The sequence below is a fragment of the Bradyrhizobium sp. AC87j1 genome (genome assembly GCF_002936975.1).
GTDB classification, from domain to species: Bacteria; Pseudomonadota; Alphaproteobacteria; order Rhizobiales; family Xanthobacteraceae; genus Bradyrhizobium; species Bradyrhizobium shewense.
In genome coordinates this window covers 12,230-34,127 of record NZ_PTFE01000027.1, presented here as the reverse complement: position 1 = coordinate 34,127, position 21,898 = coordinate 12,230, and the positions used below count along the sequence as shown (strand labels likewise).

Below are 21,898 nucleotides of genomic sequence, written 5' to 3'. Positions count from 1 at the left end.
GAAACTCTTCGCATGATGGCTTGCCCCGGAGCGGATGCTTAGCGCGAACGGCCGGCGTCCACAATTGATGAAAAAATGCGCTTATGAATGCTCATTCGCAGCGTTTGGCAGCCCGATACCGTATTCCTACGCTGCCAAAGAGTCGCTGTTTCGAGCGTTGTCTCCTTCGTGACGCCTTGTAACGCCTTGTCGCGTTGCAACATTTTCCGTCTCGGTTGCGACGACGGTTCGCGGAAGGTGATTTCGCAGCTGCCGATTTTGAAGCGTTGTTTCAAGTTTTTTCGAAGGTTTTCGATGCGCAAAATCTATCTCATTCCGGCCGTCGTCGGCCTGCTCACCTCCATTGCAGCCGGACCGCTCGCGGCCCAGGGCGCTGTACCGAAGCAGAAGGCTGCGCCGGCACCCAGAGCCGCTGCGGCCGGCGCTCCCGCTGCAGCCGGCACACCCGTCGCCGCCGGGGCAAATTCGGCCGAGACACCGGCCGCGGACGACAAGATCAAGGCGATCGACGGTTTCCGCTCCGCCAAGTTCGGCATGAACGAGGCCGATGTGCGTGCGGCGATGACGAAGGATTTCAACGCCAAGCCTGACGCCGTCAAGTCACAGGACAACGCGTCCGAGCTGACGCACAGCATTCTGCTGTCCGTTCCGGAGTTGCTGCCGAACGGCGGCACCGCCGAGCTCTCCTACGTGTTCGGCTACAAGTCGAAGTCGCTGATCCAGGTAGGCGCGGTCTGGTCGAAGGGGACTGACGCAGCGATCACGCCGGAGAAGCTGTTCTCCAACGCCAACATCCTGCGCGCCCATTTCATGGGCGAAGGCTTCAAGCCCGACTCCATCGCCGTCAACATGCCCGTCGCCGGCGGCATCGTGATGTTCCGCGGCAGCGACGCCAAAGATCGCTCGGTGATCCTGCTGCTCCAGGGCACGTTCGAGAACAAGGAGAACAACCAGCGTGTGCTGACGCCGACCAGCCTGCTGCTGTTCTACGTCGCCGACGCCAAGAGCCCCGACATCTTCAAGCTGCCGCCCGGCCAGTTCTGATGTCCGGATCGCACGACATTCTCCCACCCGGTTGTGGATCGGCGCCCATGCCGATGACGAGGATCTGACATGCGCGGACCATCTGCGGCGCGAAACGATGACGAGCGGACGACGCTGCGCCGGCTGGCGCGGTTCCGTTCGATGTCGCTGCTCTGCGCGATGCAGATGGTCTTCCTGCCGGTGTTCAGCGTCCGCCTTCAGGCGCAGACGGCGAACGTCATCGTTCCCGATGGACGGACCGGGACCAGCCTTCAGACCTCCGGCAGCGTCACCAACGTCACGACGTCGACGGTCTCGGGCAACAATGCGTTCAACTCGTTCTCGCAGTTCAGCGTCGGGCAGGGCAACACCGTCAACCTGCAACTGCCGACCGGGACGCGAAACCTCGTCAACATCGTTCGCGACGCGCCGGTCTACGTCAACGGCACGCTGAACTCCTACATGAACGGCTCAATCGGCGGTAACGTCTATTTCGCCGATCCCAAGGGCTTCGTGGTCGGCCGCAGCGGCGTGGTCAATGTCGGCAGCCTCAACGTCTCGACCCCGACGCGCGAGTTCACCGACAGCCTGATCGGTCCCGGAGGCGCGATCAACGGCACGGCGGTCGGCAATCTCATGGCGGGCTCGTTCCCGGTCTCGCCCGACGGCAACATCCGCATCTACGGCCGCGTCAATGCCCAGGACGGCGTGCGCCTGACCGGGCAGAACGTCTTCGTCGGCGGCGCGACCCAGCGCGACATCGCCAATCTCGACCACGCCGCAAAGTTCGCGGCCTCGGTCAATTCCAAGGGCCTGCGCAGCGCCAGCTCGATCACCGTCAGCAACGGTTCGATCCATATCGGCGCCGTCAACAACGCTCGCGTCAACGGCCGCCTGACCGCGCACAGCAAGACCTCGACGCCGAGCAACATCACGGTTCAAGCGGGCAACAACATCGATATCGGCAAGAACGCCAGGCTGAACATTGCCAGCAAGACCGGCGATGCCGGCGAGATCCGCCTGAAGGCGGCCCAGAACCTGACTGTGGCGGGCGGGGCCAGGTTCAACGCCAGCGCCAAGGCCGGCAACGCCGGTCTCGTCGATTTCAGCGCGAACGGGATCATCGATATCGGCCAGGGCATCAAGGTCAACCTCAGCGCGGACGGCGGCAAGGCCGGCACGCTGCTGATCGACCCGACCGACCTGGTCGTCGGTGATGCCGCCCAAGGCGACACCGGCGTGACGCTTTCGAACAGCTCTGTCGCGGCTGCGCTCGCCGGGCTCAGCGCCGGCGCGGACTACCTCATTCAGGCGGATCATTCCATCACGCTCGCCGCGCATGCGATGATCGATGCCCGCCGTCTCGATGGCTCCGGCCATTCGACCGGCAACGCGAACAACGTCATCATCGACGCGCCGAACATCGAGATCATGAATGGCGCGCAGATCCTGGCGCAGTCGGTCAATTTCGGTGGGACCAGCTACACCGACGGCAACGTCACGCTGACGGCAACGGCGAGCGACATCAAGCTGTCCGGCCAGGCCACCGCCGCGACGTCGATCACGGTCGACGGCAAGATCACCGGCGGCATCGTTTCGATCACCGCAACCTCGACGGCCGTGTCGAGTTTCCTCGACGGTTCGCCAGCCGGTGCTTTCGCGCTCGTCGGCTCGACGCTCGCCGCCTCGCTGCTCGGGCTCAATGGCGGCTATGTCGCGGCCAGTGCCACGGCGACCATCAACATCAACAGCCATGCCGACATCAACGGTCGCGGCGATGTCAGTATTTCCGCGCATGCATCGGAGACCGCCTCGGATCCGGCCGTCGCGTCCACCTTGCTCGGCAGCCTCACGCCGGTCGCGGCCGGCGTCGTCGTCGGCAAGATCGACGGCACTGCCACCACCAACGTGGCCTCGGGCGCGACGATCAATGCCGGCGGCAACCTCGAAATCAAGGCGCTCAATGATGCGACCATCGCCGTCTCTGCCCTCGCGGCATCGACGAGCGCGCAGATCGTCCCGACGGTGGCCTATTCCAAGGGCTCAGTGACCACGACCGCCAACGTCGAGACCGGCGCGCATCTTGCGGCGGGTCTGGTGAATACGAGCGGCAGCACCCTGAAAGTGCGTGCGATCAACAACAACTCGTTCTCGACCAGCGCAACGTCGGTCGCGGCACCCGGGACGGGTGCGAGCGGCGCCGTCGGGGGAGCGTTGGCCATCAGCGACATCACGACGTCCGTGACCGCAACGCTCGGCGCATCGCTCGGAACCAGTGCTGCCAACCGGATGAACGGCTCCGTTCTGGTCGAGGCGACGTCCGACACCACGAGCAATTCCACGATGGCTTCGTCCATCGCCGGTTTGCCGGCGCTGATCGCAGCGATCGAACGAGGACTGCGCGCCGTCACCTCGCCGACGTCGATCATCAGGGATCACATGGGATCGCTGGTGCCGCTGAATTTCGATTTCAAGGTTGCGGGCGCACTGTCGCTGGCCAACAGCACCCAGAGCGCGACCGCTGCGATCGCGCAGAATCCGAGCGGCGGCGCGCCGAGCATCTATGCGAGCGGCAACGTCGCGGTTGCCAGCAACGTCATCGATCGCGGCGTTCGCAGCAATGCGACCTCCAGCGCGATCACGAAGGACCCGGTGTCGGGCGAGAGCACGGCGATCAGCGCCGCCGTTGCATGGGGCAATTTCACCCACAATTCGAACGCCTATGTCGGCGGGGGGGCCCGAATCAACGCGGCGAACATCGCCGTCGATGCCACCACCGAATTGCCGATCACCAACTCCTGGCTGAAGTGGGATGGGTTGGGTGCGGTGCTGAGCCACCTCAACGGCAATCTCGGCGTCGGCGGCAACATCCTGACCAGCTACGCCAATGCCACGGCGGACGCCGGCGACACGATCGGCATCGCCGGTTCGCTGAACCATTTCGTCGTCAACAACAACACGACGGCCTGGGTTGCCGGCGATGCGAACCTGACCACGACCTGCACCAGCGCGGCCTGCGGCAGCAGCTGGTCGGTCGGGATGGACAATGGCGACGTCCATACCTACAATACCACCCTCCAGGTCGCGGCGACGACGACGACCGCGTCGATCGACGCTGCCGGCAATGTCGGCACGCTCGGCTTCCTGACAGGCAACACCTCGGGCGGCTCTTCGGTCGGCGGCGCGCTCAATCTCGTCCAGTTCAACACCAACACCATCGCCGGCATTTCGGACGGTGCGACAGTGCGCGCGGCGGACGACATCGCCGTCAACGCGATCACCTCGGATCAGTTCATCGCGGTCGCGCCGACCAGCGGCAAGGCCGCCGGCACGCTGGCGCTGAACGGCATTACTTCGCTCGGGTTCCTGAACAACACGACCCACGCGTCGATCTCGAGCCAGGCCACCGTCTATGCGCCGACAGTCGGCATCCTGGCGCAGCAGGATCTGTCGGTCGTGACGCTGGCCGGCGCGATGAGCCGAAATACCAGCGGCGGTTCGGCGGTCGGGTTGGCCGTTGCCTATCTCGGCGCAAATGCCGATACCTCCGCCTATATCGGTGACAACCATTCCGACATTCGGCCCGGCGTGTTCAGCTCGAACGATCCGTTCGCCGGCAATGGCGGCGGCAGCGGCGCGGTCAATGTCGACAATCTCACGATCAGCGCGACCACCTCCGGACGCATCACGGCGGCCGCCGTCGCGGCATCGATTTCCGAGCCGCAGGCGTCCAGTTTCTCCGACAAGGCGGGCGCCGCCGGCGCCGGTGCGACCGGAGGGACCGCCGGTGTTGCGACGGCCGCGAGCAAGATCAGTTCGAGCTCGGGATCGAGCACCGACGGTTTCAGCATCGATCTCGCCGGTAGTTCGTCGGTAAGCGACGTCTCGCTCGGCACCAGCGCCTATATCAGGAACACGACGGTCAACAAGTACACCACGACCGGCACCGTACTGACCAATACGATCGTTCAGGCGCTCAACGACACCATGCTCAACAATGGTTCCGGGTCCGCGGCGCTCAATCTGGCCGGGGCGTCCGCTCAGGGCGCGGCAATCGGCGGCGCCATCGCGGCGGCGATGTCCGACAACGCGACACTTGCCTATATCTACGGCACCACCATGAACAACCAGAGTTCGGTGACGGTGCAGGCGCTCAATGGCGGCTCGGAGACGGTCGTCGCCATCGGCGTTGCGGGATCGAAATCCAATGCGGCGTCGCTGTCGGCCTCCGTCGGCATCATCACGGACAGCGCCAACGCCTATATCGAGAGCTCGACGATCACGGGCCAGTCCGCTGGCGTCAATCGCGCGCTCGAAGTCGATGCCTACCAGACCACGAACATCGCGATCGGCGGCGGCTCGCTCTATATCTCGGGTGGCCAGGCCGGCGTCGGCATCGGGCTGACCTATGCGTCGATCGCCGATCCCACCGGCGGGAACGCGACCGACGCGCATATCCGTAGCACCTCGATCTCGAATTACGACACCCTGCTGGTGCTGGCCGACAGCGCCAGCGTGATTGCGGCCGGTGCGGCCTCGGGCGGGGCGGGGTCCAACGGACTGGCCGGCGCGATCGTCGTCAGCGAGATCTCGCCCACCACGACGGCCTACATCAACAGCGGCTCGACGGTGAGCATCAACGTCGGGCGCGTGACGGTGCTCGCGGACAGCGGCGCGGTGTCGGCGCTGGATACGGCGCTCGGAAACCTCGTCAGGACGTCGAACAACAATCATCTCGCCACAGACACCTGCACGGTTGCCGGCGGCACAGGCGGGCAGAACTGCATCGACTTCAGCGCGGCGGCGCTTAACGACGGCACGGGGAATGGTCCGGGCGCCAGCATCGTCTCCGTTGCGGGGCTCATCCAGGCCGGCAAGAACAATGTCGGCGCCTCGATCATCTATGACACCATCGCAACCACGCATTCGGCTTATATCGCCAATGTTCTGATGTCGGCGGTCAGCAATGTCAGCGTGAGCGCGGTCGATTCATCGAAGATCCAGTCGGTCACGATCGGCCTCGGTCTGGCGACCGGACAGTTTGCAGGCGTCGGCGGCACGACGATCAGCTCGATCGCCAATACCGTCTCGGCGGCCATCGGCAACAATCTGTCCAGCACGACGCAATCGTCCGTCACGGCCCGCAACATCTCCGTCAGTGCGACCGACAATTCCAGTATCACCGGGACCGCCGCGATCGCGAGCGCCTCGTCGCAAGGCAGCGCCGCAGGTCTGGCGCTGGTCTACAGCAGCATCGCCAACAATGTCAGCGCCGGCGTCACCGGCTCCAGGCTGACGGCCTCGGGCAGCGTTGCCGTCGGTGCGAACTCGAATGCCAGCATTTCGACGGTCGCCGTCGGTGTCGCGATGTCCTCGCAGGTCGGGCTGGCCGGCTCGGTCGCCACCAATCTGATGGGGACCAACGTCACGGCCAGCATCACCGCTGCCGGTATCAACGGCATCAACGGTGCCGACGTCACCGCCGCCAACAATGTCGGCGTGATCGCCGGCAACAACGACAAGGCGGCCGTGTTCGCCGGCGCCTTGTCGATCAGCAAGGGCGCGGCCGGCGGCGCAGGTTCGCTGGTGACCAACCAGATCACGGGAACCACCGCAGCCTATATCACCGGGGCGAACACCAAGGTCGATGCGCTCGGAACCAGTTCGTCCGATACGCTGTCGGTCAACAACGGCACGCTCGTCCACGCGTTCGATCTCGGCGCCGCCCATGCGCCGACCGACACTACGCCCGACCTCTCCGAGAACCAGGACACCGTGCGCGGCCTTGCCGTGGTGGCGAGCTCGCACCAGGCCGTGGTGACCAACGTCGCCTCGCTTGCTGCGAGTTCCAGCATCGCCATCATGATCAACCCCATCACCAATGTGATGAGCGGGTCGACCAGGGCCTATATCGACAGCGCGAGCATCGACACGCGCCTGAGCTCGTCGACGCTGGCGCCGCAGATCGAGGTCGCCGCGTCGAGCTTCTCCTATTCCGGCGCGTTCGGCGCCGGCATCGCCTACGGCAGCAGCGGCGGCGGTGGCGCCACGATCATCTCGACCACGATGTCGCGCGAGACCTTGGCCTACATCACCAATGCCACGGTTGGCGGCGTGCAGTCGTCGAGCGCAACGGTCGGCGCCGTCACCGTCAAGGCCAATGCCGAGCAGGATGCCTCGTCGATCGCCGTCGGCTTCAACACCGGCTCGGTCGGTCTGAACGTCTTCCAGGCGACCACGGAAGCCTATGTCGACGGCGGCGCGCTGACGGCCGCGTCACTGACGGTGAATGCCACCAATAACACCGGCATCTTCTCTGCAAACGGCTCCGGCGCCTATGGCAGCCAGGCCGCGATCGGCGCGGCGTTCCTGGTGCAGGTCTCCTCGAACCGGACCGAGGCTTATGTCGGCGACGAATTCCACTATCAGGGCAATGGCGCGGCACACACCACCGCGCTCAACCTGAGCGGCGCGCTCGACGTCGAGGCCAAGACCAAGAACCGCTTCGAGGCCTATGCGATCGGCGGCGCGCTCTCGACCGGCACGGCTGCGATCGCGGGCATGGCGAACATCGAGATCGCCAACAACACCACGATCGCCGGCGTCTACGACACCACGCTGCAATCGGCGACGGGTGGTGCGGCGGGCGCGGTCACCATCAACGCCAACGAGGACGTGGCGATCAAGGAGATCGCGGGTGCGCTCGCGGTCGGCGCCAGCGGGGGAGGCGTCGGCGTCGGCGCCGCAGCCAACGTCATCGTGTTCAAGAGTCGGACCGTTGCCGAAAGCTGGAACAGCAATCTGAACTCGTCAGGCGCGATCAACGTCAATGCGCTCAGCACCAAGGAGGTGCTGTCCTACGCGGTCACCGCCGGCATCGGCGGCAGCGTCGGCATCGGCGCGACCGTCGGCGTCATCATCATCGGCACCAACACTGCGGACGCCGACACCCAGGGCCAGCAGACCGGCCAGCTCAACCAGAACGGCAACGGCACCATCGCGTCCGTGAACAATCGCACCAGCAACGCGCAGGGCAGCAACGCCGTCGCCAGCGGCACCGCCGGCAATCCGAACAGCGCCAATGTCAGCTCGACCTACGACGTCAGCAATGTGCTGAGCGGCGGCAACGACGTCGTCGTCGCGCAGATCGCGGGCGGCAACGTCACGGGCACACAGGTCAATGTCGCCGCGACCAGCGCCAACGCGGCCAAGATGTATCTGCTCGGCGCGGGCTTTGCGAAGAACGTCGGCATCGGGGCCGGCATTGGCTGCACCAGCGTCAACAGCACCGTGCTCGCCAATCTGAGTGACTACGGACGCAACGGCTCCGGCGTGCTGGTGGCGGCCGATACGCCTTTGGCCGTCTCGGCACCGATTGTCACCGTTGCGGCGGTCGTCAAGGACGCGACTACCGGGCCTTATGCCGGCAAGACCATCGACACCGAGGCCATCGCCGGCGGTGCGGCGCTTTACTTTGGCGCCCAGGCGGCTGTCGCGGTCGGCAATGTCAGCAACTCCGTGGTGGCGCTGCTCGGCGGCCAGATCACCGGCGCGAGCGGCACCGGCAATGGCGCCGCCGTCATGGCGCAGGATTCGACGACCCAGGTCGTCTTCACCGGCGGAGTCACCGGCGGTGCCGTGGCGGTCGGTGCTTCGGTCGCAACGGCAAGCCGAGCGAGCTCTGTCGCCGCGAGGGTTCTGAACGGCTCCACGGTCAACGTCGCGACCCTGGCAGTTGGCGCTAGCGGCGCCGGCACGCTGACGACGACGGCTACCGCGCTCGGCGGCGGCATCGTCGCGGGCGTCGGAGCGGATGCGGAGGCGCACGAGAACTCGTCCGTGCTGGCGGAGATCGGCAGCAGTGCCTCGATCACGACATCCGCGACCGGCGTCGGCACACTGGTGTCGGCCTCGATCACGCCCAATCTATCGAGCGAGGCGATTGGCGTTTCGGTCGGCGGCGGTGCGGTCGGCGTCGCCATCGCCCAGTCGACGGTCGGAGCCACGGTCACTGCCGATGTCGGCGACAACACGAGCTTCTCGGGCGGCGCGCTCGGCGTGACCGCGATGGCGCTCGTCCCAATCATCGGTACGCAGACTAACGCTGACGGAACCACGACGACAAGCTATGGCACGACGACCTACGCCAAGGCGCTCGCCGGCGGCGGCGGCTCGCTGATCGGCGCGCAGGGCAGCTACGCCAAGGCGTCCGAGAACGCGACGGTGAGCGCCTATGGCGGGACGGGGATCAGGCTTCCCAACGCCGACGTGACCATCGCGGCTGAAAACGACAGCGCCCAATATGCCGAGGCGACGGGCCTCTCGAGCGGGTTCCTGGCGCTCGGCGCCACGGTCGCGCAGACCTCGTCCAGCGCGCACACCTACGCCTATCTCGGCGCGCCTGCCGACATGGATAATCTCAATCACGGCAATTACACCGGCATCCTCCGGATCACGGCCACCGGCACGGATACCAACGTCTCCAACGCAACGGTCGGCGCGGGCGGCACCTATGCCGGCGCGGCGGCGGTCGCCACCACCAGCTCGACCGCCGTGACCAACGCGCGGTTCGACGGCGGAACGACGGACGACACGCTTTATTTCGGCGGTCTTCGCATCAACGCCCTGCACACCACGAATTATGCCGCGAACGGCGACGCCTACCAGGCGTCCACGGCCGGCGTCTCGGCGGGCAAGGCGCAGAACGACGTGAACTCGACCACCACGGCCGAGATCGGAACGCACCTGATCATCAATTCGGCGGGCGGCAACATGGTCGTCATCGCCAACGACGTCGTCAACCAGGGCGGCGGTGGCGCGCGCTCGGGTTCCGGCGGCACGTTCTCGGGCGCGGCCGCGCTGAGCACCTCGACCGTCACCCAGACCGTCAACACCAATATCGGCGCCGGCACGGTGCTGAGCCTCAACGGCGATCCGCGCACGTCGGCGGCGTTCATCAATATCGAGGCCTACAACACGCTGAACACCAACGACACGGCGAGCCTCGCCACAGCCAGCTTCTTCGCCGGCGGCGGCGCCGAATCCAACATGACGGCGACCGCCACGCTCGCGGTCAACATCAACGCCCGCGAGCTGTTCAGCGTCGGCAAGATCTATGTCGGCACGGCCGCGAAGATGGCGGCGGCGAATAACGCCAATGCCAGCCTCTACGGCGCGATCGCGGGCGTCGGCGCCAGCACCAACAGCTGGGTTCACGCCAACCAGTCGGTCAATGTCGGCGACGGCGCGAAGATCGTGGCCTGGCGCGACATCAACATCTATGCGGGCCTCGCCGGCGACGGCAGCGTCTTCAGCAGCGTGCAGGCGACGGCGACGACGGTCGTCTACAACAACACCGCCGTTCCGATCTCCGCGCTCTACCGCGGCACGGCCAATGCCGACGACACCACGAGCCTGACGCTCGCGCCCACCTCGAGCATCCTCGGCGCGCGCGACATCTATCTGGGCGCAACGCAGGGGCAGGTCACGGCGGCCGGCAACGGCAGCAATTACAATCCATATCTGGACATCTTCAGCGCCAAGAACAGCGACAATCACAGCCACACCAGCGGAACCGGCGATGTCGCGCTCAACGGCCTGGTGGTGGCGGGCATCAACAACGATGTGACAATCACGATCGAGCTCGGCGCGAGCACGCCGACCCTGAGCACGACCAGCCCTTACTCCGCGCTGACCCTCGAGTCCGTTTCCGACGTCAATCACTTCAGCCCGGTGATGAGCTGGAACCACCAGACGGTCCAGTACACCGTGGTCGGCAACTTCAATCCCTACCAGCTGGTGGTCAACCAGCTGGCGGCGCTGACCGGCCTGACGGAGGCGCAGGTCCGCTCCCAGCTCGCGGCGGCGACGCCGACGGCGCCCGCGACGATGGCGCCGTCCGGCACCGATCCGACCGGCGACATCCAGCGCCAGATCGACACCTTGATCAAGCAGGCGCCGTTCACCTCTGATGCGCCCGGCAACGCCTTCGCGTTCGGCGACATGCTGGTGTCCGCCGGCAACGTCTCGATCCTGGCGCAGAAGCTGACCGGCAACAGCGGCACGAACCCGGCCGCGCCCGCAGTCATCGCGCGCAGCTCGCCCTTGATCAAGATCGAGAACAAGGGGCTCGACTTCATGAGCCTGGGCAACCTCACGGTCACCGATGTGAGCGGAGGAAACATCACCTACCGTCAGATCGACCATGTCGACCCGGATTCGCACTCCAACGTGACCTTCACCGCGATGCCGAGCGCGACGCCGGTCATCGATGTCTCGGCCACCTACAACCGCCTGGATCCCGACTCCGGCCAGGGCATTGACCAGAACGGCAATTTGCTGACCCGCACGCCCGACATCTACTTCAACGGCGCCGCCAACAACGCGAACGGCCTGCTCAAGATCGTCAACAATCTGGGTAGCGTCGTCGCATCGCAGTCGCTCAGCGCCGCGACCGTCCAGATCGTGGTGCCCAAGGGCACGTTCACCTTCCTCGGCGGCATCGGCAGCTTCTACGACAGCGGCAGCGCGGTCACTTCGCAATGGGCGAGCACCGAAAACAGGCCGGAAGACGCGCTGACCGCGGTGATGACGGCGGCGACCTATCTGGGCGCGTATGGCGATTACTACACCGCTCCGCATATCGGTTCCGGAAGCGATCATCCGTATTTCTATTACTGCTGCACCGACGGCAGCCACGGCGTGTATCAACCGGTCGGCAATGCCGACGCCAGCACGATCTTCACCGCGCGCATGCTAATGACGTATTACGACGGCACCTCGCTCTATTCGTCGATCTTCCTGCCGGTGGGCAGGGGTACGCCTGGGAACACCAGCACTCCCGATGCCGGCAGCGTGCCTGACGTCCCGACCCTCAAGATCATCGAGGGGCAGTCGCCGGACTCGACCAATGTCGTGCTCGCGCAGTGGAAGAAAACGACTTATGACGGCCGCAACGTTTACACCGATAGCGGTCCGTACAAGACGCCGTTCAACTGTGCGACAGCCTGCGACAGCTCGGGCTTCTTCCAGGTGATCAACATTCAGCCGGATGCGATCACGCCGAAGACAGCCAATACGCCGGCGACCGTGACAGACACCCGGACCATCAGCGGCCAGGCGGTGATCATCTCGGCGTCGGTGATCAACATCAACGGCACCATCCAGGCCGGCTCGAGCAGCAATTACTCCGTCAACATCGGCGCCGCGGCGTACGATGCCATCTATGGCAGCAACGGCCTCAAGAACCGCAACGGCGGCGCGGACTTTGCCGCGGCCCAGACCAATGCGCGGAACGGCGTCTATTACGACGTCTCGGGCGCCGTAACGGCGTCGGCCAGCGGCGATGCCAAGATCGGGGTCAGGTACAACGCTCTTACCGACCAGCTCATCCTGAACGGCGTGGCGCAGGGCGCCGGCGGCTACGTCTATCTGAACGGCAAGATCATCTCGACCTCGACCGACAACACCCAGACCCAGGGAAACATCGAGATCAAAGGCGGCGCCGGCACGGTCACTGTCAACAACACCAGCGGGCTCCAGCTCGTCACCAACACCATCAATACCAGCGCCACCGCCCAGAGCGTGGTCGAGATCGTCGACCAGCTCCAGGGGAAGACGACGTGGTATGTCTACGATCCCAAGGCGGCGAGCAACCAGCAGGTAACCAAATACGAGACCAACAGCGTCACTGCGGCCGCGATCGACCCGTCGATGGTTACATCCAGGACCGGTACGGCAGGCATCCAGTACAGGACGCAGGCGAACATGCTCTACCAGTGGGTCGACACCGCGACGCTGGATCGTCTCACGACCAGCACGCAGTTCGATTACGGCTGGCACTTCACGCCCAATCAGGCCACCGGGGCGAACTGGACCACCACGACCAGCCTGGTCTCGGGTACGCAGGGCACCAATTACCAGAAAGTCACCACCGCCACCGGCAGCTATCACTGGGCAGATGGGGTAGACGCGCAAGGCAACATCAATCCGCTCAACACCCACTCCAACGCTTGCTGCGGCGCGGACGCCCAGTACAACTGGTACCAGGCGATCTATGATCACCTGACGCTCACGCTGACCAACACGGTGAAGGCGTCGAACCCGATCAACATCAAGTTCACCGGCGGAAGCAGCAGCGACGTCGTGGTCAATTCGACCTCCGGTATCGTCATCAACGGGTCGATCAACAACCAGCAGGGGACGACGACGCTCGCCGCCGCCGGCGCCAACTCGTCCATCACGGTCGGCGCCAATGCCAACAACCCGGTGATCTCGGGGACGAGCGTGACGCTTCGGGGTGACGGCGGCATCGGCACGCTCGGCGCCAGCAAGAGTCCGGTCCAGGTGCAGATCTATGGCGGCAGCCTGACCGCCAGCTCGATCGACCACGACATCGCGATCTCGGCGATCGGCGCGCCGTCGATCAACCAGGTGAAGGTGAATTCGGCAGGCGCCACGCCGCAGGGCAACGTCTTCCTCTCGGCGACCGGCGACATCAACTCGGCCTCCGCCTACAACCCCGCCAATCCCGTCGTGATCGGCAAGAACATCGAGATCAACTCCGCCTCCGGTGCGATCGGCGCGACGAGCGCGGTCGTCAACGGCGCGTCCACCCTGACCAACATCAATCCGCTGGTGATCCAGGCGACCGGAACGGTGCAGGCGAGCGGGGCCGTCGATGGCGGCGTGCTCGACAGCGCCTCGGCCACCGGCACCTACATCGTCCAGTCCAAGGGCGACCTCCGCCTCGGTACGATCCAGTCGACCGGCGGCCCGGTCTTCCTGGAAGCCGCCGGCTCAGACGGCAACCAGGCCAGCATCCTCAACGGCCGGGCGGCGGTCGGTCTCACCCAGGCGCAGAGCCAGCATCTCCAGAGCGTCTGGGCGAGCCTCGACCTGCTCAGCGGCAACGCCGCCACCAACGCCGTCAACAGCTACCAGTCGATGGTGACGTCGGCCTACAACGACTATTTCCAGCTCAAGAACATCGCCTTCCCGAACGGCAGCACCTACAACCCGACGTCTGTTGGGCTGACGGTACTGCGGGCGCAGGTGGCGGCCAAGCTCGGCATCGACCCAACCAACGTCACGACGACGCAGATGAAGACCGAGGCCACGACGCGGTTCCTGCGGGATCAGTTCCTGCTCGGCCAGATCAACACCGCCGAGCTCAAGAGCTCGCTGACCACATTGCTCGGCACCGCACCTGCAGACCCGCTGGCGTCAGTGTTCGGCAGCTCGCTCTCGACGACCCTGTTCACCAAGCTGTTCGACGGCGTCGCAACCAATCAGCAGTACATGCCGACCAATGCCGCGCTGCAGTCGGCCTTGCAACCGGGCCATTTCAGCTCGACCTACACCTATACGCTGGCATCGACCGAGCGGGTCTATGGCATCATCACCGCGGGCTCGCAGTGGACCCAGAGCCAGCTCGCCTACACGGTGTCGTCGTCGGCTGTTGGCGCGGCACCGCCGCCGATCGACGACAACGTCATCGCCAATGTCAGTGCCAACCAGATCATGCTCTACGCGCCGCGCGGCTCGGTCGGCAATTCGGCCGCGCCCCAGACGTTCACTTTCACCAGCGTCGATTCCTCGTCGCTGACGCCGGAGCAGAGGGGCCTGCTCGCCACAGCCGGTCCCGGTCAGCTCACCGTCGGCGCGGTCACGGACCCGACGACCCATGTCACGACCTATACGGTCAGCCTGTCGCAGCAGAACCTCGTCGTGGTCGACAACCCGATCGCGATCTCGGCCAAGGCGCTGACCAACGTCTATCTCGGCAGCAAGAACAGCCTTGCGCTCGGCGGCGTCACCGCGAATTACGGCCCGATCACGGCCGCGCAGGCCAACGGCATCGAGGTGACCGGCCGCGGCGACGTCAAGCTCGACGCCGTGACCAACATCTCCGCCAATGTGGGCGGGGCCGTGATTTCGGGCGATATCGCCAACCTGACCCTGATCGCCGAGCACGGCAATGTCGGCGCCCCCGGGGCCGCCGGAAGCAATCCCGCGACCAACGCGAACGCGCTTCAGATCGCGTTTGCCGACCCGGGTAACGACCAGCTCGACCAGGTCTCGTCGGCGCAGGGCATCTATGTGAAGCAGACCACCGGCGATCTCATCCTTGGCAACATCGCCGCCGGCAATGCGATCCAGCTCGCCGCGACCGGCAGCATCTACGCCGAAGCCGGCTTCACGGACCGCTCCGCGATCCACATCCTTGGCACCGATCTCGACCTGCGCGCCGGCGGCAGCATCGGCTTCAACGGCTCGACCTTCCAGCCGCTGCAGGTGAACATCTCCGGCGCGGTGACCGGCTCGGCGGTCGGCGATCTCAGCCTCCTCGCGGTGACCGGCGATCTCGCGGTCGGCACGAGCGGTCCCTATGGGGCGCTGACGGCCGGCGGCGCGTTGACGCTGAACGTGGCGCGCGGTGCGCTCACCATCAATACTGGCATCACCAGCCACGGCCTGATGCAGCTGCTGGCCAACCGCGGCATGACCTTTGCCGCCGGCACCAGCGCGGCGCCGGTGGTTGCGACCAGCAACTCGGACGGCGTGACGCTGGTGGCTTCCACCCTGTCGATGGGCGCTTATTCCGCCATCAACGCGGCCGGACTGATCTCGGTGACGACCACGGGCGATGCGACGATCGGCCAGCTGAATTCGTCGCTGTCCTATGCGGCCGCCTCGAACACCCCGTCGATCATCGTCACCGCCGGCGGCGTCGCTTCGCTCAGCGCGGTCATCGACAATGGCGACGGCCAGACCAAGTTCATCGCCTCCGGTGCGGACGCCGAACTCTCGGTGAGCGCATCGAACGGCATCGGCAGCGCGACCGGCCGGTTCACCCTCAGTGCCGCGCGTCTGTCGGCGAGCGCGAGCGCCGGCGACATCTACATCAAGGTTCTCACCGACAGCGAGGTGAGCCTGCTGTCCGCGGTGAAGGGGAGTGTGGACATCATCGGCACCGGCGGACTGACGCTCGACCAGGTGCTGGCGGGCACGGCGACGGGCGCGAGCGGATCTTTCCGCGCCATCGCCAACAATGGAAGCATCCTCATCGGCACCGCCGACAGCAGCGGTTCGCAGTCGATCCATGCGACCCAGAACGTGACGTTCAAGTCGCTTGCGACCACGGGCAATAGCGGTGACGTCGGCAATATCAACGTCACCGCCGACAACGGCTTCATCCTGGCCCAGACGGTGACCTCTGGCGGCGTGACCACGCTGGGCTCGGTCTCGGCCCATGGCTCGGCGACGCTGCTGGCGGCGACGACCATCACCGGCAACACGCTCGCCGCCACGACCGGCTCGGGGCTGCTGACTGCAACCGGCCCGATCAACTGGAACGTCCTCAACGTCGGCACGACACTGGGCGCGGCGTCGAGTCAGGACAGCATCACCCTCCAGACCGCGCAGAGCGGCGGGACGCAGACCATTCGCGCCCGCGACAACGTCACCTTCAACGCGCTGACGGCGATGGGCATCAACAACGATGCCGGCAGCATCAACGTCACCGCCGACCACGGCTTCATCCTGGCGCAGCCGGTGACCTCGGGCGGTGTGACTACGCTGGGCTCGGTTTCGGCCCATGGCTCGGCGAGCCTCGTTGCGGCCACGACCATCAGCGGCAACACGCTCGCGGCTTCGACGGGCTCGGGCCTGCTGACTGCCGGCGGCCCGGTCAACTGGAACGTCTTCAATGTCGGGACGACGCTGGGCGCGACCGCGGGGCAGGGCAGCATCACGTTCCAGACCGCGCAGAGCGGCGGCACGCAGACCATCCGCGCCCATGACAACGTCACCTTCAACGCGTTGACGGCGACGGGCATCAACGGCGATGCCGGCAGCATCAACGTCACCGCGGGCAACGGTTTCATCCTCGCGCAGACCGTGATTTCAGGCGGCGTGCCGACGCTGGGTTCGGTCTCGGCCCACGGCTCGGCGAGCTTGATCGCGGCGGGTACCAATACCGGCCATAACCTCACGACCACGACCGGCAACGCAGTCCTCAGCGGCACGGTCGTTCATTGGGATAATCTTAACGTTGGCGGCGCGCTCGACGTCACCGCGACGATCGGAGGGTTCACCGTCGGCACCGCCATCAGCGGCGGCACGCAGACCCTGCATGCCGTGAACGACGTCGTCTTCAGCCAGCTCACCACGACGGGGATCCCGGGCGATGCCGGCGATCTCAACATCAAGTCCGACACGGGCTCGCTCCGCGGTGGATCGATCTCCGCGCACGGCGATACGCATTTCGATGTGGTCGGACCGGTCTCGCTCGACCGGATCAGCGGCGACATCGTCAAGATGACCTCGTCGGGTGATTTGACGATCAACTGGGTCAGCGTCGTGCGGGAGCTCGACCTCGCGGCTGATACGATCAACGTCAAGGGCGAGCAGATCCGTTCGAACCCGGCGGTCCCGCTGATCCTGAACGTCACCGGCTACAACGGCGGCGTTGCGAAGTCCGCCAACATCTCGATCGACCCCGACCAAATCATCGTCAACCAGTTCAGGGTGGTGGACGCGACCTTCTGGACCGACGCGCCGGCTGTCTCGATCCTGAACGGCTATGTGCCGGGCCAGCTCCTGCTCACCACAGCGACCCAGCAGATACTCCTGAACAACCGCACGCCGGCGCCGTCCAATTGGCCCTCGCTGCAGCTCTACCAGCCGGGCGGCGTGTTCACGATGAGCCAGGTCGGCAACGCCAATGTCAGCAATGCCTATGTGGTGTTCTACACCGGCGACGTCTCGGCGACCGTCACCAATTACGGGCCGAGCCACACCTGCTGCAACGCCTTCACCGGCGCGAGCATGATGCGCAACATCGCGGTCGACGGCGAGGGCAAAGAGAGCATCGAGACCTGGCTGGCGAAGAAGGACGGGGGGACGTTCTACCTGCTCGGTCTCTCCGGCCAGGCGCGGCTCGACGCGCTGCTGACGCCACGGCCGGTCGAGGCCGTCGGGTCCGGCCCCGCCGTCAACATCGAAGGGCTCAGCGACATGCGCAAGCTGCGCCAGAAGGGGCAGCGTGCGGGACGTCCGGGCTGGAAGGATGCGGCGGTTGAAACGGCGAAGCCGGCCGTTGGCCGTCTCGCACAGGCATGGTAATTGGATTCGGGATGCGGATTCTGGGGGCATCGTTGGGGATCGGGCTTGCAGCTTGCTGCATCGCGTCCGCGCGCGCCCAGTCGATCAATCCCGGCGTGATCCAGAACGACGTCGACCGGCAGCGGCGGCAGCTCGAGCAGCAGAGCGCGCCGCCCAAGCTCACCGGGCCGGCGGTGATCGGCGGCGAGCGGGAAAAATCCCAGCTCCTGAAGCCGGGCGGGCCGAAATTTCGCCTGCGCAAGGTCACGTTCGACGAGTCCAAGTTCATCACGCCGGCGGAGCTGGATGAGATCGCGAAGAAATATGTCGGCAAGGACGTCGACATCGCCTCGCTGTTGCAGCTCGTTGCCGACATCAATGCGGTCTATGCCGCGCGCGGCATCGTCACGGGCATCGCGACGCTGCCCGAGCAGGATGCCAAGGGCGGCGTCGTCCGCGTCAAGCTGACCGAGGGACGGCTGCAGAAGACGACCGTCGAGGGCAACAAGCAGACTCGCACCGATTACATCCTCGATCGCGTGAAGGAGCCCGAAGGCGAGGTCCTCGACGTTCCAAAACTCAACCGCGACGTGATCTGGTTCAACCGGACCAACGACGTCCAGATCAAGGCGCTGCTGCAGCCCGGCACGAGCTTCGGCCTCACCGACCTCCAATTCGCGGTGATCGAGCCGCCGGTCGACACCTTGCAGCTCTTCACCGACAACCAGGGTTCCGAAAACACCGGGCGTTGGGAGGGCGGTGCCTTCTACAAGCGCCATGGATTGTTCGGCGTCGACGACCGCCTGACCTTCTACGGCGTCCGCTCCGACGGCAATCTCAACGGCAATGTCGCCTACAGCATCCCGGTCAATCCCTGGGGCGGCCGCGCCGGCGTCAGCTATACCGAAGGCAAGATCAAGATCGTCCAGGGGCCGTTCGTCGCGCTCGACGTCACCGGTCGCTCGAGCCAGGCCGCTGTCAATTTCAGCCAGCCGGTCTGGGTGACGCAGGACTGGCTGGTGCTGCTCAACGCAGCCTTGACCGAGGGCAAGACCGTCAGCCGCTTTGCCACGGTCGCCGTGACCGACGACCACTACGACAAGACCACGACTGGAATCTCGGTGACCAAGTCCGGCAACACCTATTCGATCACGGTCTCGCCGGCAGTGAACTACATCGCGTGGCATGACTATGTGCTCGGCAACAACCGCGCGTTCAACACCTATACCGGCTCGCTGATCGCGACGAGCGCTGCAGGGCCCCAGAACTTCAGCGCCAATGTGCTGGCGAGCTGGCAGTACACGCAGGAGAAGCTGCTTCCGGGCGATCAGATCTTCTCGATCGGCGGTCCCACCACCGTACGCGGTTATCCCTCCAATGCGGCCTCCGGCGACAGCGGCTATTATTTAAACGCCGAGCTGCACTACAACTGGTCGCAATGGCTCAGGGGTTTCGACACCTACATCTTCACCGACTGGGGTGCGGTGTATTCGACCTTCCCCGGCGTCACCGAAATGGCCTCTGTCGGCGTCGGCTTCTCCTGGACTTATGCGTCGTTCATGACGTTCGAGGCGAATTACGCGACGCCGCTGAAGATGGCGGTCTCGACCCAGAACCATTACGAGGCCTATGGCCGCGTCATCTTCCGGCCGCTGCTGATGTTTCAGAAGCCGGAGCCACCCGCGCCTGTGGCGGCGATGGCTGGCAGGAGCAGGTCGTAGTGTCTCCGTCATGGCCGGGCGTGTCCCGGCCATCCACGTTCTTTTGACGTGGAAACGAAGACGTGGATGCCCGGGACAAGCCCGGGCATGACGAGCTTGGGGTTAACGCCGCAACGTAAACTCATCCGCTCCGCGCCGGTGCTCCCATTTCGCCTGCTCCAGCTCGGGCTGGTCGCATTCGACTTCCGGATAGCCGATGCAAAGATAGGCGATGAACTTCCAGGTATCGGGCACGTCGAGAACGGCGTGGATACGATCCGGATTGAGGATCGAGACCCAGCCGATGCCGATGCTCTCGGCGCGTGCGGCGAGCCACATCGCGGTAATGGCGCCGACCACGGAATACTCGGTCGTCTCCGGCATGGTCGCACGGCCGAGGCCGTGGCCGATGTCGGTGGCCTTATCGGCGAACACGGCGAGGTGACCGGGGGCCTGTTCGAGGCCCGACAGTTTCAGCGTGGCGTAGCGGGCCGCACGTTCGACGGAATAGCAATTCAGTGCTTCGGCGTTGCACGCCGTGAAATCGTCGATGATGGCGCGACGTCGCGCAGCATCATCGACGGTGACGAAGCGCCAGGGCTGGCTGAGGCCGACCGAGGGCGAAAGGCAAGCCGTCTCGATCAGGCGATCGATGGCGCCGGCCGGCAGCGGGTCAGCTCGAAAGCGGCGGACGTCGCGGCGCCACACGAACAGCTCGCGCAAGTGCTGACGGAAGGTGTCGTCGAACTCGACCATGAGATCAGCCTCCCATCCGGAAGGATGCCGCGACCAGCAGAATGAGGATCTCGCCGATCTGCTCGAATGCGCCGAGGATGTCGCCGGTCTGCCCGCCGATCTGGCGCACGGCAAGCCGCGCCAGCAACAGGCCGGCGAGCGACAGCAGGATCAGGCCGACCAGCGCCTTGCCCGGCCCCAACGCGAGAGCGAGCGCGAGCGTTCCAAGAGCGAAGGCGATGGCGACGCTGCGGCCCGGCGGCGACCCCGCGCTCGCCGACAGCCCGTCAGGCCGCGCTGGCGGTACCAGTGACATGAAGGCCGGCACGCCGGCGCGGGCGGCGGCATGCGCTGACAACAGTGCAAATGCAACCAGCAAGGGATCGGCGATCGCCGCGAGTGCGCTCCAGCGCAGGCCGAACGACAGGATCAGCGCGCAGACGCCGTAGGTCCCGATCCGGCTGTCGCGCATGATCTCGAGCTTGCGCTCGCGCGTGCGGCCGCCGCCGAGCCCATCGGCGGTATCGGCAAGACCGTCTTCGTGCAGCGCGCCGGTGATGAGGGCGGTCGTGGCCAGCGCGAGCAGGGCGGCAATGTTCGGCGTCAGTCCGAAGCGGATGGCGACCTTGTAGACGAAAGCGCCGGCAAGGCCGACCAGCAGTCCAGCCACGGGTAGCGCCCATGTCGCACGCGCGACGGCGCCATCGGCCGCGGGCTTGGACGACGCCACGGGAAGGATCGTGACGAACGACGCCGCCATCCTGAGATCGGCGATGACGTCCCGCAAAAATTCGGCGCGCAGCATCATTTCAGTTTCATCGGGAGACCGGCGACGACGAACTCGACCTCGTTGGAAACCGCCGCGATGACTTGGTTCATGATTCCGGCGGCGTCGCGATAGCTACGCGCCAGCGCGTTGTCGGGCACGATGCCGAGGCCGACCTCGTTGGTGACGAAGACGACGGGGCTCTTCTGACCGCGGAGGAAGGCGGCGAGTTTCATCAGTTCGTACTCCCAGTCACGTCCCGCATGCATCATGTTGGAGAGCCACAAGGTCAGGCAATCCACCAGCCTCGGGCCGCCGCCGTCGGTGTCGATCAGCGCTTGCAGGAGATCGAGCGATACCTCACGCTCGATCCAGTCGACGGCCGCGCGCTTGGCTCGATGCTTCGCGATGCGCACCGCCATTTCGGCATCGAGCGCCTCGGCCGTCGCGATGTAGACGGGCTGGCCCGGAAAGCTGAGGGCGCGCTTCTCCGCGTGGGTGCTCTTGCCCGATCGCGCTCCGCCCGTGATCAAGATGACGGCCATAAAGGTCTCCTGTGAGCCTGACT

7 protein-coding genes are annotated in these 21,898 nt (G+C 65.5%); 3 read left to right on the top strand and 4 right to left on the bottom strand.

All coding sequences use genetic code 11. The annotated features are described in order from the left end of the window. Nucleotides 1-38: 38 nt before the first annotated feature. The gene (locus CV770_RS41630) at nt 39-302 is read right to left on the bottom strand and encodes a hypothetical protein (RefSeq protein WP_146101295.1); all 264 of its coding nucleotides are present in this window, start codon (nt 300-302) and stop codon (nt 39-41) included. Here CV770_RS41630 and CV770_RS16325 point away from each other — a divergent pair. From CV770_RS16325 to CV770_RS16315, 3 genes are all read left to right on the top strand, one after another. Then, complete coding sequence (locus tag CV770_RS16325; RefSeq protein WP_104463026.1) at nt 295-1,044, top strand: hypothetical protein; 750 nt, start codon at nt 295-297, stop codon at nt 1,042-1,044. The two genes, CV770_RS41630 and CV770_RS16325, sit on opposite strands and share 8 nt — an antisense overlap. 69 nt (nt 1,045-1,113) lie before the next feature. Beyond that, entirely contained in the window at nt 1,114-18,150 is a 17,037-nt protein-coding gene (locus CV770_RS16320; RefSeq protein WP_104463025.1) for a leukotoxin LktA family filamentous adhesin, read from the top strand. Between the two features lie 11 nt (nt 18,151-18,161). Further along, the gene (locus tag CV770_RS16315; protein ID WP_104463024.1) at nt 18,162-19,850 is read left to right on the top strand and encodes a ShlB/FhaC/HecB family hemolysin secretion/activation protein; all 1,689 of its coding nucleotides are present in this window, start codon (nt 18,162-18,164) and stop codon (nt 19,848-19,850) included. 102 nt (nt 19,851-19,952) lie between these two features. Here CV770_RS16315 and bluB read toward each other — a convergent pair whose 3' ends face one another. The 3 genes from bluB to cobU are packed head-to-tail and all read right to left on the bottom strand — an operon-like array spanning nt 19,953 to nt 21,875. Then, a complete protein-coding gene (bluB, locus tag CV770_RS16310) occupies nt 19,953-20,585 on the bottom strand; it encodes a 5,6-dimethylbenzimidazole synthase (RefSeq protein ID WP_104463023.1) in 633 nt (210 codons plus the stop codon). A 4-nt stretch (nt 20,586-20,589) separates the two neighbouring features. Then, on the bottom strand, nt 20,590-21,372 hold the full coding sequence (cobS, locus tag CV770_RS16305) for an adenosylcobinamide-GDP ribazoletransferase (protein WP_104463022.1): 783 nt from the start codon (nt 21,370-21,372) through the stop codon (nt 20,590-20,592). Then, nucleotides 21,369-21,875 (bottom strand): bifunctional adenosylcobinamide kinase/adenosylcobinamide-phosphate guanylyltransferase, encoded by a 507-nt coding sequence (gene cobU, locus CV770_RS16300; protein WP_104463021.1) that lies wholly within the window; start codon nt 21,873-21,875, stop codon nt 21,369-21,371. The genes cobS and cobU overlap by 4 nt, the downstream gene beginning before the upstream one ends. Between the last annotated feature and the right edge of the window lie 23 nt (nt 21,876-21,898).